Origin of the sequence: Nostoc sp. LEGE 12447, assembly GCF_015206985.1 — a bacterium.
In the GTDB taxonomy this organism is placed as follows: domain Bacteria; phylum Cyanobacteriota; class Cyanobacteriia; order Cyanobacteriales; family Nostocaceae; genus Nostoc.
This window is the reverse complement of the sequence record NZ_JADEXT010000090.1, coordinates 1-12,830: the sequence shown is the minus strand read 5'-3', so window position 1 is coordinate 12,830 and position 12,830 is coordinate 1. Positions and strand designations below refer to the sequence as shown.

Here is a 12,830-nt window from a genome sequence, read left to right as displayed (position 1 = left end):
ACTCAGCAGCGATGATTTTAGCGTTTACAACGGCTATCCAGCTTTTGCCCAGCAGAAATGTTTGGCTCATCTACGCCGACACTTCAAAAAACTAATTATTCTTCCAGGTCTTCACAACCAAGCTATTAGACTTGTCCGAAAACTCCAAAGCCAGACTGTTCAAAGCTTTGAGGCAAAACTTTGATATTTGCGTAAAAACGCAATAATAAGGCTTTGAGATAGTTACTGTCAGTTTAGAGGCATAAAAACAGACTCCTTTATTTGAGATTTTTCTGACTATTCTTATTAGCTAAGTTGGCAAAATTAAACTACCAATTCTCAGCCGAACTAACCCACAGACTGTTAAGATAATCTGCTCGTAAGTCTCAAGATTTAGCCGAAATCTCTGTGAGTAAATCCGAAATATTTTGAGCAGGCGGATTAAATGCTCAATAAATATCCGATTACTGGACAAAGCTTTGTTTTCATCTTTTTGCTGTTGAGTTAATTCTCGTTTTGGTTTCCTTTTATGAGGAGTATTGATATTTTCACCTCCTTGGAAACCTTTATCACCTGAAAAGGGTTGAGATTTATCAAATTTATTTTGAGATTTACGAAACAGTTTTATATCTGCTGTTGGCCCAGGAACACCTATTTCTACCTCCACAATATCTTTACCTTCTGGTATGCCAATTACCAGACTTTTTAATGTATGTTGTCTTTTTTTACCAGAAAAATATTTTTGTTGTTCTTTTTGGTCTGAGTTCCTATATATTGGCTGTTCCAGGCTATCGACTAACAACCTAAAAGTAGTTAGTAATTCTTGTACAAACAGTAAATCACTCTCGTTATTTGAGACTTGTTCTAACAAGCTGGAGGGTAAAATGTCTCGAAGAATAGGTATCCATTCATGGAATGTATCGTTAGCTTCAGTTTTAGAAACACCAAACAACATTCCTAATACTTGAAATGTTGGCATCTGTCTTAAATAAAATAGACATAAACATACTTGTTCTTGGATTAGTAATTTTTCTTTGCGACCACCACCAGCCGCATTAATTCTTATTTTTTGGCTCTCTTGTTTAGTTTTAATTTCCTGATGGCGTTTTATGGCGCAATTTAATAGTGATTGTAATTGTTCGTAACTAATCCCTAAAATTTGTTTTGTTCTATGTGGATATTTCTCGATGTAATCAAAAACCATACTTAATTCATAAAAATGGTAAATGCTCAATTTAACATTTTACCATTTTCTTTTTCTAAGTTAATATTTCGGACAAATCTAGTTAAAATTTCTTGATTATCGCTACCATTTTCAAGATGAACGAAATTGCCTAGTTTTTCGTTATGATAGTACGCCGCATTTTCCTGATATCTCTACATTTCCGCATCACAAGCATTTACCAAATAATGTGATTAGTTCTCAGAAACCGGAAATTATTCAAGTATTAAAAGAAGCAACCGAATTATTGAACTAGATGGATAAGTTCCTGTACTAAGAGCCAAAGAGGGTATCTTATCTCTAAACTAAGCAAAATTAAAAAATTTTTTTACACTAGTAAATAACAGGTTTAATACAGCGAGATTGGGCTGTACAATAGAATTAAAAACATTTATTGCCGACTAGTTTTTGAAAATGGGTGAAGCTAAAAGAAGGAAAGCTAGAGATCCAAACTATGGAAAACAAAGGGTTGACCTAAGTAAACAGAAAGAACAGATAGAAATGATGTTTGCTATATCGTTATCATCACTTGGGTTTATGCACACTCTCAATAGCAATATATCTGAGATTCTAGAGATGGCTGAAACACTCTATAAAGAGATTCCCTTGGAAGAACTAGAATTACAAGAGGGCAGTTTTTTTGATTCTGTCCCAATGCAATTGAGAGGAGAAATAACAGAGGAAACATTGAAAATAGTAGCTCTATTTGTGACGGTAAGACAAAATCCGCCACTAGGATATTCTCAAGAATCTTGGCTTCAAAAGATACAAAGTTTTTTCGATAGCCAAGAGGCAATTATGTCAGCCCTTCACAATGCCAGTCCCATTAGGAAACAAGTAACAGAATATTTAGTTACATAAATTATGAAAACTGAAATCAGTGACTACTAAATTAGTCATACTAATGGCAGTTCTTCTGATATTGTATGAACGAGCAGGATTTAGCCGTTCAGCAGGGATATAGCTTAGGAAATACCAATGAACTTAAGCATTCAACAGATTGTGCCGAAGGACGTTGCATTAATGGAAGCTCTATTAGCAACCTTTGGTGAGGCGTTCGATGAGGTGGAGACCTATGGAAATCCCCCTAGCGCAGACTACCTGCGGCAACTGCTCGATAGTGACTACTTCATTGCGATCGCAGCATTGAAAGAAGGTGAGGTCGTTGGTGGTCTTACTGCATACGAGCTTAAAAAGTTCGAGCAGGAGCGCAGTGAGATTTACATCTACGATCTAGCTGTTGCCGCCGCACATCGACGGCAGGGGATCGCAACAGCATTAATTCAGAAGCTGAAGGAAGTAGCAGCAGCTTATGGAGCTTATGTCATTTTCGTCCAGGCGGATATCGGTGACGATCCAGCTATTAAACTTTATACAAAGCTGGGCAAGCGCGAAGACGTATTGCATTTTGATATAGCAGTTAATAGCGGCAATAACAATGCCTAACCTGATCTGGGTAGTGTTTTTTTGAGAAGAGCATACTAGAGAGCGGGTCAATTTTTTACCATTTTAAATATCACGGATGATAATCTGGGCAATTCTCGCTATCCCATCCATTCGGGTGTATTCCGCAGACTAGCACGTTGTCCCCATACTCAACTCCATGATAGTTAGCGCAACCGATGCAAACTATTGGTCGGCTAACTTGGTCATCAAAATCAAAATCAAAATCAAAATCAAAATTATCATCTTCCGATTCATCTGCTCGAACTAAGGATGCATTACAGTTGGGGCAGGTTTGAATATCTCGCCCCAAGTCTCTAACTAGACAAGTGAGCGATTGCCACGAAGTCCTAGACTCACCACTGTTGCTAATATGAGTAGTGAGTGACGAAAAATAGGGGTAACTGCATTGGCATACGACCATTTCAGCATCAGTATGCGGATCGTAGTGAGCTTCTAGATATTCTTGGGCAATTCTCCAATTCTGTTGCTTAGAAATACTTTGTGGCTCCCCTTTATAGTTTACCTCCCACAGTTTATCATCGTGAAAAATCCTAAGAGAAAATGATGTATAGTCATGAGCTAGATTTTCTAGTTCGCAATGACTTTTGGCATTTTTGTAATCAAAAGTGCGATGCTCAACCATTAGCTTATGCTCACGGGGATAAGACTGGATTACCAGATACTCCCCTTCATAAAAGGGATTATATTTAGTAGCGATTCTTTCGTTGAAAAATAAGAAATCCCGTTCAGTATCCATATTTGGAAAACATAGCTAACAGAGTGAACGTTGATATGTTTTGAAGATTAATTCTTGCCCAATGCTTGCCTTCGTACCTCACTATAGGCAACAAATACAATACTTAAAACTTGTGCTTGAATTAACTACGAATGCAGATGGGTGGCCACGAGTTAGCAATAGCATTACTAAAAACCCAATACCGACTTGAGTTGTTTGTTTAACTAATGAACTGAGGCGATCTCTGATATTAAAAATTTTCATTCATCCTCCTAAACCAGGAAAAAACTTACTCCAAACACTTTGCTCTTTTGAAGCTAATTCTTCTGAACCTAGAACATTCTGTAACCCTTGCTGATTACTCTGAATCTCCTGCATATTGAGAGCGTGAATAGTTTGGGCTAACTCTGGATTGTCTTCTAATAATTCAGCCTCAAAGTTTAACTCTTGCTGCAACAATTGGGCATTTCGGCGCAAGAACATCTGCTGATTGTGTTGCTGCCTGATAAGGGATTCAGTCAGGTGTAACTGTTCTTCAAAACTCAAATTGTCGTATTCGTTATACATTTTATTCAACTCCGATCAATCCAAAGTATTCTGCCGATAATTCCATCAAGTATCTCAAGGCTAAACAATCGCCGAAGGAGAGTGTATATTTGAGCAATAGTCATGAAAACTTCTAGCAGATTATCAGGCGTTACTTCCGTGAAACGAGAAGCCAAATTAAATGCTGAGTTTTCAGCTTCTGGCTCTAGTGGCGGTGCGTCTGTCCAGACTATTAAGCCTCGCTTGTCCAATTCTGCTAAAGAAATATCATTCACAGCATCCACAACGGAGTCAGGCGCATACTTTATTAATAGCTTAATCACCAAATAACACCTCCATAAAGTAATTGATATCCCAGCCTCAATCTTGTAATAAATTCGTCAGTATTACGATTGCCCCAAACTGGGTTAGTACGGCTTTTTATCCAGTTAATTGGATCATGACAAATTTCATTATGGCAACGGTAGCACGTAGGAAATGTTGATACTCCAATAACGTCATTCCCATAGTAAGCGTGATGAATCTCTTCACTTTTCTTAGTCAGACAGACTACACAATAATTGTGAGTTTTTCGGTGAGCAATCGCTACTTGTTTTCTGTACTCTTTGGGATTACCATACCGAGCATTCCAGTTTAATTGTCTGGGTAGCCGAGATTTTCTAATAGTAATTTTACTCCCTTTTCGTTTAATTCTTGCCCCGTTAATTCGTGCCACTTTTGTTTGATTTCCTGAAAATGCGGTCTTCTCCCTAATTCTGTTGCCCATTTTCTAATTTCTTCATACCAGTCAATCTGCTGCTGTGAGGATTGCTGATTATTTTTAGAACTATTAACAGTGTCACCATTCGGTTTGGAATCTTGCTTCTGCTCCATACCTTTGATATCAAATTCAGGTATTAGAGCTATAAAAGGATTACCACGAGTTGGAATTACTAGGGCATATCGAACTCCGGCTTTATCCAACATTTCGCAAGCCTGTCGCAAGATTTCAAGAATTTCTTTTTTGACATTCAGAAAATCCTGGGGATGGTCAAGAATATAACTCGATGTTTGCCCCATCGCAATAAAGCAAACATTTTTCAAGGACGGGCGGCTAAATCCGGTTTCTCCAGAGAGTGGGGACTGGCCCATAAATAAACCATGACCCTTTAACCCAGCAGTGAATTTGATGACATAGTTCCAGAAGCCTTGCAAGTCTTTGGCGGTATCAGCATCAACCATTCCCGGAAGTCCCTTGCCACCACCATAAACACTGTCAACTTCATCTTGAGCAAGAAATAATTCGGGAACACCGTGACATTCACCACCAACTTTTGCAACTCTTGCTTTCTGTTTGTCAATTTGGTCTGTGGCAAAGATGAGCCAATTTCTTAATTCTTTCATGCCGTCAAACTTACGGCTGAACTTGCACAACCATCTGGTGACATCATCTTTTGGATCGCTGCCAATCACAATTGCTGGTGTTTGAGATTTTGCACCAATTTTGTTGATAATCACCCCAGCCAGCGTGGACTTGCCAGACTGTGTACCACCAGAAAGGTAAAAATGGTGATTACTGCGAAGAGTCATATTTTGATTAGATGCAGCATCACATAGTTCATCAATCCAAGCACCATCAATTCTGATGTACTCAGGATAATTAGCTGCGATCGCTTGGAGAACTTTCATCGCACCCGGATTAATTACGGACTGCACTGACTCTTCATCGATGTCAGCAATATCGGGATTAGGAATACCAGTCGGTGAAGGTGATTGTTGTGCTGGTGGTTCTGGAAGAGTTACCAAACCTTGCAATTGATATTCAGCAATCCACCGGGGGCGCTCTTGCATTGGTAGCCGATTCACATAGTCAGCAACTCTGCGTTTGGCTGCGATCGCAGTTGTGACATAATCATAAACAGCTTCACCTTGTAAATGCTGTTTGAGTGATTTCAGGTCAGCTTCTTCTAAAGAGCGGTATACTTTCTGTTTGCCTTCGCTGATTTGGGCAGATACTCCAAATAAGCCACCACTCAGCGTTCCAGCACCAAGTAGCATCCCGGTTGTTATTCGGTCAGTGTTTAAGAAAAAAGGAGCAGACAGGCATAATACTGCACTCGCTCCTAGACTACACAATATAGTTCGCTCTGCATGAATCACCCCACTAGCAGTTAGACGTTGTAATTCAAATCCCATAATTTATCTCACCCCTAAAGCAACACCAGCTGCAACTAAAGTCAGGAAAACAAACAGGAATATCACTCCAGGCATTAACCCAATGGTGAAAGTCTTGCGGTTGAAACCAAAACCTTTGACGACTAAGCCAGCGAAGTTAAACAACCCCACCGCCAAACCACAAATACAAATCATGCTGATGATCCACAGCACAAACTGACTGACTGGGCTAGCAACTGATAGAAATCCCATTAACATTGACAGCCCGACTCCAGAGACGGCATATCCAACGAAAGATAGTTTCAACTGCATAATCATTAATAAAGGAAAAACGTAACTGATTTGGGTTCGTTGTTATCAAATGAGGTTGTCCAGTTTAGAGTTTTTCCTTCTGTGTTCATCTGCTCCTGGATTTCCAAAATATTCTCTGGCATTTCCTCTAAAGTGATGGATTCTTCTTGTTTAAGGTCTTTGATATTTTGTTCTTGTTGAGTTTTCATATTCTTCTCCTTTAGAACCTGAAACTATCACCCACTTCATTGAATGCCTGCTCGTATCCCCCCAACTGGCGTTGTTGTTCCTGAGAACCAAAAGCATGACGAATCACTGCCTCCCCATGTAATCCCCTGGTTCGCTGCAAATCTTCCTCAACCTTCATGGCTTCTTGGGAATATGCCAATTGGTTTTTATACATCTCTGCCAGAGATTGCAACTGCTTGAGCTTGTGCCGGGAGAACTTTGTATGTAGCCATTTCTGTGCTTTCAAATTGCCAGCCACTTCTGCTTCATCCAGAACCTGCTGTGCTGTAGTGTAAGCTGGCAATGTATAGCGATCGCGGATTGATGAAGGTAAATTACCCTCAATTTGGGTCGCATCCCCAACTCTTAAATCCGTTGATACTACTCCATCACTTTTACCGCCAAATAAACCAGGAAGCCATTTACCTAACATTGCTATAACTCTCCTGAACTTGTTGAACTTGTGAGCCGATATATCGGGTTATGCCATATATCCCCATGAACGAAAACATCAATACTGTTATTGCTGCGATCGCAGTTTGAGCCATCATTCCCCGTTGCATTAACTCCTCAATCTGTCTATTGGACTGCGATCGCACTCTCGACTCATCAATAATTTGCTGGACTACCAGGAATTCTTCTGTTGTCAGATTTTCTAGTGTCAGCCCTGACAGATTCAATTCCCCGTCCTTCTTCAGGTGAATATTTAATGCTTTGCGATGGGTTTGGTCTTGTTGCTCCATATATTGCCACGCCCAAAATGAGGGTTAATAGCAGCAGATTTAGTACTGCTGCTACCAAGATGAATTTATTCGGTCGCATCTGCATTGCTAGCAGAGAGATAGAGCGATGTAATCTCCTGACCGAACCGAAAAAAGGCTTCTGGTTCTCCCTGGAATTCTTTGGCGAACTGTGCGACTTCTGCTAAATACTCGTTAGACACATTAGCTAAAGTCTCGATTGTTTCAACTGCCTCCTTGTGAGCAAACTCGCGTGTTCCTTGGGTAATTGCAGAATTAAAAGATTGTATCTCTGCTAACGACTGCTTGGCCTGATTGGCAAGTGAAGTTTTATAATCACTCATGCTCTGTTGAGCTTTATTGGTTTTGGCAGTACGTTTGGTAGTTTTAGCTGTTTTACCATTGCTAGAAACAATTAAATTACTAGCTTTTTTGAGTGCCACAAGTTCGTCAGATATGGCAATAATTTCTGCCTCAGTAATCGCATCAGGATCTACGCTTTTCTTTTGTAAGTACAAGCGTAGTTCTTCAGAACTCATTTCGATTCCATTAGCAATGAGAAGTTCTTGTAAATCGTTCATGAAGTGGCTCCTATTGATTTAGGTTGACGAAATTTGAATTTAGTTTGAGAAGCAATTTTTTTGACCCATTGCTGAATTTCAATTTCTGTATACATCTTGTCCACAGAAAATGGCACTCCAATTTCTTGACCCCATCTGTAAATTGTGGGTTTGGATGGTCGCGGTTCTAGTCTTTGTAATGCTTCAAAGAGTTGAGCGCCGTTGCATGACAATTGTGGCAAGTTTGAACAAATAAATTCGTAGCGTTGAACATCTGATAATCGAATGGTGCGATTGGGATTTAAAAGCTTCAGTTGAGCGTAAGCTCTTACCAGCAGAATTACCCCAGCTTTGGCACTAGTGGTATCAGATATTTCTAATCGACGAAGAATTCTTGGCCAAGTGTAATCACTAACTTGACCAACAATTTTTTCATATTCGTTCCTCAGAATTGTTCCTGCCATAGAAACAGCCGTAACATCTTTGCAATTCTAGATTAACATAAATACCCCATTTATAGCCCTATAGATGAGGTATTATTCTGAAAAAGTTCTCGGCAAAAACATAGAACTATAGGGGTAAAGTTAGGTAAGCGTTATTGTCGAGGAGAAAATGCCTAAGAAGACTACACCAAAAATGGTTCAGACTGGAGTTTCTATTCCAGAACCGTTGTATGAAGCCGCAAAGCGAGTTCAAGCAATGGAGGGCTGGAATGAGTCAGAAATGCATCGAGTCTTTTGGGAAAAAGGATTTGCGCTTCACCTTCAAGGAACTCTTGCCCGTTACCAGTTGGGTTTGATTCCTGAAGCACAAAATACAGCCGAATAACTTGACGGGATTTAGCCAAAAGGGGGATATTGCACCCCTTTTTTTTGTGCCTTCCGTGAAAAGCAAGCAGACCATGAGACTCTGCTCAACCTCAAACACGGTAGCATCAAGGCTTTGGGACACGCGGATGATTTTGATGAGGCTCAAAACCCTAGTAATGCCGTGAAAATAACTGTCTCATGGTCTGCTCAATCCCTTGCCCTGACTGATTCCGCGCCTCTATGAGAAAGAAAATTCATTTTTTTGAATTTTGCAGAAAACCCCGGTTTTTGGCTCTTTTATCTAAAGTGGGTTTTTCTATTTGTCCTGTGGTCATTTTTGAAGCCTGACCCTGTTTGACTAGCACCGAACGCAAGTACTGCCGACAAGCTGCTTCTCCCCGATATATGAGAATCCGCAGCCCTTGTACTTCCTGCATTGGAGAAACACAGATTTCAGCGATGGCTGCAATCAGATTTTGTTGCTTCTGCACATAATCTTGATGCTGCCGCTCTAACAGAGCAATTTTGGAGTTTAATTGTTGTATCTGCCGTAATGCTTGAGTTAAGGACGATTCTTTCTTTTGAGAGTGATTATCTAAAGTTAATGTCATTTTCTTGCTCCTCTAAATTTAGATGGTTGAAAGGAACGAATTTCCATTAGTTTCAACTTTGTAAAACTGAATCGATTTCGCCGTTATCAATAGCCTTTTTTGCGTGGCCAACAGCTTGTGTATGATTGTCAAAAGTTTGAGTTGAAGGTGATGCCCAAGTTGTTTTAAAAAAGCCCTGCTTCCCAACGTGAACATCTACAGCACCATCTGATAATTCGGTAGTCTCGATTTTGTAGCCGCCATGTTTGGTTTTGTACTCTTTCATTGCCGTTAACTCACCTAAAATTTATCTCGTTGAATGCTGAGGCTTGCTCCGACTAAAGAACTCCCTAAGAAGGCGGAAAAACTGACCAGCATTGCACCCAGGCAAATATTTTTTTGCTGCTCCCAACCAGAGATGATTATGTTGGGATTAGCATTTGTCTCGATTACTTCTAGCCCCCAACAAGCCATTGCCCCAACTCCAGAAAATCCAGTAATTAGTAGAGAGATAATTGCAGTTGTTTCTATGGTGCGATTTATGAATACTTTGGAGTTGAATCGTCTTCTTGGACGATGATTTTTAACTAACCGGACTTTTGGCTCTTGCATACTTGAACGAGCAATTTGTTTGTGATTAGCCATCGGTTTCACCTATTTTTATGAATTACTAGGAAAAATATGATCCTCTACAGATAACTTGAACTGCTTTATTCCTCCGCTATAGTGTCTTTTGATGCCGGAAATGATTTCTTGTTCTGTGAGTTCTTCAACTTCTTCGGGGCAGGATAAATCGCGCCAAGGCAAACACTCTTTTATCCACTCTTTCGCCCACAAAAATTCGTTAGCAGTTAGCTGCTCGACTTGTATTTTCATTTCGCTTCATCCAACTCCACAAAAAATCCTGCACCTGTATTTGTCACTTTTACCAGCTTGCGATTAACTAATGTTTGTATGACACAGAGACTAAAGCTGATGGCAGATAATCGAGCGCTGCCACCGCAACGGCGGAGGTACTGAAGACATAATTGGGAATGGTCTTTTGGGACTGGGTTAGTTTTTTTAGGCATGATGTCTTTCCTGTTGTGGTTTGTAGGAAGCAAAGCGATGGCAGAAAAAAATAGCCAAGCAGTATTAATGCTTGACTAAAGTATTTTTGAATTTAAAACGTGAATTTTAGTTATTAGAAATTATCAAGATCATCAAATTGATTTGTTGCAGAGTGCTTGTACATTTTGGCTTTATTCATTTGATGTGTGGAAGCTTTAATTACTGGGATTGCAGCTTCCTTAACAGAATCTTTTGCTTGTTGAAATAGAAATTGTGTCGTCCCTTGTGCATCTTCTTCTTTTGGGTCAATTTGTCCCCATAGTGAGCAAGTTAACTCTAAAGATTCGTAGTCACCTAAATTGAACTTACGCGTGTAAGTTACAGCAATAGTCTTGATTTCCATAATTTACCCAAACAATTTTTCAAAATGAAGTGTAGCTATTTGGCATCTCTTACAAAGTGACGCTTCTCAAATTACAAATGTCGCCAGAAGTTCTTACTGATAGTCTTGAGACTGACAGTTTCTGGTTCAGATTTCGGCAATTCTTTGGACTGAACAGCTACAGGTTCATTCACCAGTAAAGAATTGAGCAGTTCTTGTTGATAGTCAACATCTACAACTGTTCGGTACACCCTGTAAGGATCTATCTGCATTCCTAATGGTGTTGGGACAATTTTCAGATACTCGTTAAGGGCAAGTATGTAGCTATCACTAAAGTTCCTGTTTGCAACAGCCTGACGTATAGCATTTAATAGTTGTATCGCTCGTCTGATATCTGAAATACTGCGTTCGCCATCCATTTGTGGCTGACTTTCTCTGTATCCCTTAGATTTTTTTTCGGCTACCAGATTGTAAAATTTAGCAACCGCTCTTTGATAACTTCCTAATGTGTGGACTTTGGTTTGTGCCTGATAACCAACACGTCCCCATTGGACTATTAAGTTGCTGCCTTCAGCTTTTGCGCTCCAGAACTTGTTGCTGTTGTTAACAGCGTCAACAAAAACAAGATATATTTCCATAGTTTTAATCTTTGAATAGTGAACAGATGAATATCTGAAAAATGGATATTCACCCGTAATGAGTTATTCAATTGTTAACAATCGGGTAATTAGCCTAGCAATTCTTTCCTTTGAGCAATGCGAAGCACTCCTGTTATGTTCAAGAGTGCTTCGCCAATATTATCAATTCATGTTCCTGAATCGTGGAGTCCGCAAACCCACAGGCTGTTGAGTGATTGGACTAGAGGCAGCCCTTGCCGAGCCAGCCCAAGATTGCATTCGCTCTACAGATGCAGCATCCTGAATAGCCAAAGGTGTGATATTCTCGCAGCATTGCATCAGATCCCCTAGCGTTACCTGCTGCGGTCGTCCCTCATCAAATGCCAGCAGTGCCGCTTCTGCTGCTAGAGTTTCTAATTCTGCGCCTGAAAACTTCGCGGTGTTTGCGGCGATCGCTTCCAGATATTCAGATTCCACTACAATGCCAAATCGCTCCAGATGAATCTTGAGGATTTGACAGCGCTCCGGTTCGGTTGGTAGATCGACGAAAAAATTTTCATCAAAGCGTCCCTTCCTCTTGAGTTCACTTGGTAGTGCTGACGGGTCGTTGCAGGTAGCTACAACAAACACGCCAGCCGTACACTCACTCATAAATGTGAGCAGATTTCCCAAAATACGCTGGGAAACACCCGTTGTGTCGCCGCTACCAGACAAAGCTTTTTCTATTTCGTCTATCCATAAAACGCAGGGTGCAATCACTTCGGCTGTTTTCAAGGCACGGCGAACATTACCTTCAGATTCACCAACTAGAGAACCAAGGAGGGACGCAATATCAAGTTGGAGTAGTGGTAAATTGAGTATGGTTGCAATGTTTTTGGCGCAAATCGACTTACCTGTTCCGGGAGGCCCCGCCAACAATACGCCTTTGGGTTGCGGCAGATGCAGCTTACGTGCTTCTTGAGTGAACAGTCGTCGCCGACGAGTCAGCCATTCGCGCAGTAAATCAAGTCCGCCAAAGGGGATTGTAGCAGGTTTGCCCAACTCAATTCCCATCTGAGCCAGCAGCCGAGTTTTGTACTCGACTATTAGAGGCGTAACTGTGGCATCAATCAAAATGCCAGCGTTGCTCAAACGCTCTTTGACGGTTAGCCGCAAGAAATCGCTGACTTCCTCTAGCGTCAGTCCCAGCGCTGCCCGTGCAAAGGTTTCTTTTTCTTCATAACTCAGGGACACTTGAAATGTGACATCCTGCTCAGTAGCAGATTCTTCAAGAAAAACCAGATATGACTCGAAGTGGTCTTGAATTTGGCCAATGTTCGGTAGTGGCACTTCACAGTAGGGGATGAGCCTTAACAAAGAATCGTGTAGTTCGATGTTTTGACCCAGCAGCACGATCCGTTTTTCTGTAGGTTTGAGTCGGTGGTAAAGGTTTTTCACTCTGGTCAAGATTTCCCAACTCATCTGTGGGGAATTCGTGCCA

Annotated in this window: 22 protein-coding genes and 2 pseudogenes; 5 read left to right on the top strand and 19 right to left on the bottom strand. The window is 40.7% G+C overall.

What is annotated here, in order from left to right:
- Positions 1 to 127, top strand: a pseudogene (locus tag IQ274_RS35390) (IS66 family transposase); the annotation flags it as partial.
- Positions 128 to 289: 162 nt separating this feature from the next.
- Here IQ274_RS35390 and IQ274_RS35385 read toward each other — a convergent pair.
- Positions 290 to 1,183 (bottom strand): transposase family protein, encoded by an 894-nt coding sequence (locus tag IQ274_RS35385; protein ID WP_194145127.1) that lies wholly within the window; start codon positions 1,181 to 1,183, stop codon positions 290 to 292.
- Between the two features lie 94 nt (positions 1,184 to 1,277).
- On the opposite strand from IQ274_RS35385, the pseudogene tumE reads away from it, so the two are divergent.
- The 3 genes and pseudogenes from tumE to IQ274_RS35375 all read left to right on the top strand — a co-directional run.
- Positions 1,278 to 1,457 (top strand): annotated as a pseudogene (tumE, locus tag IQ274_RS37130) (toxin TumE); the annotation flags it as partial.
- A gap of 158 nt (positions 1,458 to 1,615) precedes the next feature.
- Positions 1,616 to 2,062, top strand: a complete 447-nt coding sequence (locus tag IQ274_RS35380; RefSeq protein ID WP_194145126.1) for a hypothetical protein — start codon at positions 1,616 to 1,618, stop codon at positions 2,060 to 2,062.
- A gap of 117 nt (positions 2,063 to 2,179) precedes the next feature.
- Positions 2,180 to 2,647, top strand: a complete 468-nt coding sequence (locus tag IQ274_RS35375) for an AAC(3)-I family aminoglycoside N-acetyltransferase (RefSeq protein ID WP_194145125.1) — start codon at positions 2,180 to 2,182, stop codon at positions 2,645 to 2,647.
- A gap of 70 nt (positions 2,648 to 2,717) precedes the next feature.
- Here IQ274_RS35375 and IQ274_RS35370 read toward each other — a convergent pair whose 3' ends face one another.
- From IQ274_RS35370 to IQ274_RS35325, 10 genes are all read right to left on the bottom strand, one after another.
- Positions 2,718 to 3,404: a hypothetical protein gene (locus IQ274_RS35370; RefSeq protein ID WP_194145128.1), complete on the bottom strand. Its 687-nt coding sequence runs from the start codon at positions 3,402 to 3,404 to the stop codon at positions 2,718 to 2,720.
- A 243-nt stretch (positions 3,405 to 3,647) separates the two neighbouring features.
- Entirely contained in the window at positions 3,648 to 3,950 is a 303-nt protein-coding gene (locus tag IQ274_RS35365) for a hypothetical protein (RefSeq protein WP_194145124.1), read from the bottom strand.
- Between the two features lie 5 nt (positions 3,951 to 3,955).
- Positions 3,956 to 4,252, bottom strand: a complete 297-nt coding sequence (locus tag IQ274_RS35360) for a hypothetical protein (RefSeq protein WP_194145123.1) — start codon at positions 4,250 to 4,252, stop codon at positions 3,956 to 3,958.
- A gap of 310 nt (positions 4,253 to 4,562) precedes the next feature.
- Positions 4,563 to 6,104, bottom strand: coding sequence for a hypothetical protein (locus tag IQ274_RS35355; RefSeq protein WP_194145122.1), 1,542 nt, complete (start codon positions 6,102 to 6,104; stop codon positions 4,563 to 4,565).
- Positions 6,105 to 6,107: 3 nt separating this feature from the next.
- Positions 6,108 to 6,395: a hypothetical protein gene (locus IQ274_RS35350; RefSeq protein ID WP_194145121.1), complete on the bottom strand. Its 288-nt coding sequence runs from the start codon at positions 6,393 to 6,395 to the stop codon at positions 6,108 to 6,110.
- A 5-nt stretch (positions 6,396 to 6,400) separates the two neighbouring features.
- Entirely contained in the window at positions 6,401 to 6,583 is a 183-nt protein-coding gene (locus tag IQ274_RS35345; protein WP_194145120.1) for a hypothetical protein, read from the bottom strand.
- Positions 6,584 to 6,594: 11 nt separating this feature from the next.
- Entirely contained in the window at positions 6,595 to 7,035 is a 441-nt protein-coding gene (locus tag IQ274_RS35340) for a hypothetical protein (RefSeq protein WP_194145119.1), read from the bottom strand.
- Complete coding sequence (locus IQ274_RS35335) at positions 7,025 to 7,345, bottom strand: hypothetical protein (RefSeq protein ID WP_194145118.1); 321 nt, start codon at positions 7,343 to 7,345, stop codon at positions 7,025 to 7,027. The genes IQ274_RS35340 and IQ274_RS35335 overlap by 11 nt, the downstream gene beginning before the upstream one ends.
- 65 nt (positions 7,346 to 7,410) lie before the next feature.
- Positions 7,411 to 7,923, bottom strand: coding sequence for a hypothetical protein (locus tag IQ274_RS35330; RefSeq protein WP_163938105.1), 513 nt, complete (start codon positions 7,921 to 7,923; stop codon positions 7,411 to 7,413).
- Entirely contained in the window at positions 7,920 to 8,366 is a 447-nt protein-coding gene (locus IQ274_RS35325; RefSeq protein ID WP_114083264.1) for a hypothetical protein, read from the bottom strand. Before IQ274_RS35325 ends, IQ274_RS35330 begins: the two co-directional genes overlap by 4 nt.
- A 148-nt stretch (positions 8,367 to 8,514) precedes the next feature.
- On the opposite strand from IQ274_RS35325, the gene IQ274_RS35320 reads away from it, so the two are divergent.
- A complete protein-coding gene (locus tag IQ274_RS35320) occupies positions 8,515 to 8,730 on the top strand; it encodes a hypothetical protein (protein WP_012413179.1) in 216 nt (71 codons plus the stop codon).
- A 235-nt stretch (positions 8,731 to 8,965) separates the two neighbouring features.
- Here the strand turns inward: IQ274_RS35320 and IQ274_RS35315 are convergent, their stop codons facing one another.
- The 8 genes from IQ274_RS35315 to IQ274_RS35280 all read right to left on the bottom strand — a co-directional run.
- Complete coding sequence (locus IQ274_RS35315) at positions 8,966 to 9,322, bottom strand: hypothetical protein (RefSeq protein ID WP_194145117.1); 357 nt, start codon at positions 9,320 to 9,322, stop codon at positions 8,966 to 8,968.
- A 52-nt stretch (positions 9,323 to 9,374) separates the two neighbouring features.
- Entirely contained in the window at positions 9,375 to 9,587 is a 213-nt protein-coding gene (locus IQ274_RS35310) for a hypothetical protein (protein WP_104899649.1), read from the bottom strand.
- Between the two features lie 14 nt (positions 9,588 to 9,601).
- Positions 9,602 to 9,946, bottom strand: a complete 345-nt coding sequence (locus tag IQ274_RS35305) for a hypothetical protein (RefSeq protein ID WP_228058616.1) — start codon at positions 9,944 to 9,946, stop codon at positions 9,602 to 9,604.
- 15 nt (positions 9,947 to 9,961) lie between these two features.
- On the bottom strand, positions 9,962 to 10,177 hold the full coding sequence (locus IQ274_RS35300) for a hypothetical protein (protein WP_194145116.1): 216 nt from the start codon (positions 10,175 to 10,177) through the stop codon (positions 9,962 to 9,964).
- On the bottom strand, positions 10,174 to 10,371 hold the full coding sequence (locus IQ274_RS35295; protein ID WP_194145115.1) for a hypothetical protein: 198 nt from the start codon (positions 10,369 to 10,371) through the stop codon (positions 10,174 to 10,176). The genes IQ274_RS35300 and IQ274_RS35295 overlap by 4 nt, the downstream gene beginning before the upstream one ends.
- 113 nt (positions 10,372 to 10,484) lie before the next feature.
- Complete coding sequence (locus tag IQ274_RS35290) at positions 10,485 to 10,754, bottom strand: hypothetical protein (RefSeq protein WP_094331091.1); 270 nt, start codon at positions 10,752 to 10,754, stop codon at positions 10,485 to 10,487.
- A gap of 71 nt (positions 10,755 to 10,825) precedes the next feature.
- A complete protein-coding gene (locus IQ274_RS35285) occupies positions 10,826 to 11,371 on the bottom strand; it encodes a WGR domain-containing protein (RefSeq protein WP_194145114.1) in 546 nt (181 codons plus the stop codon).
- Between the two features lie 162 nt (positions 11,372 to 11,533).
- Positions 11,534 to 12,830, bottom strand: a 1,297-nt coding sequence (locus IQ274_RS35280) for an AAA family ATPase (RefSeq protein ID WP_194145113.1), incomplete at its 5' end; no start/stop codon positions are given.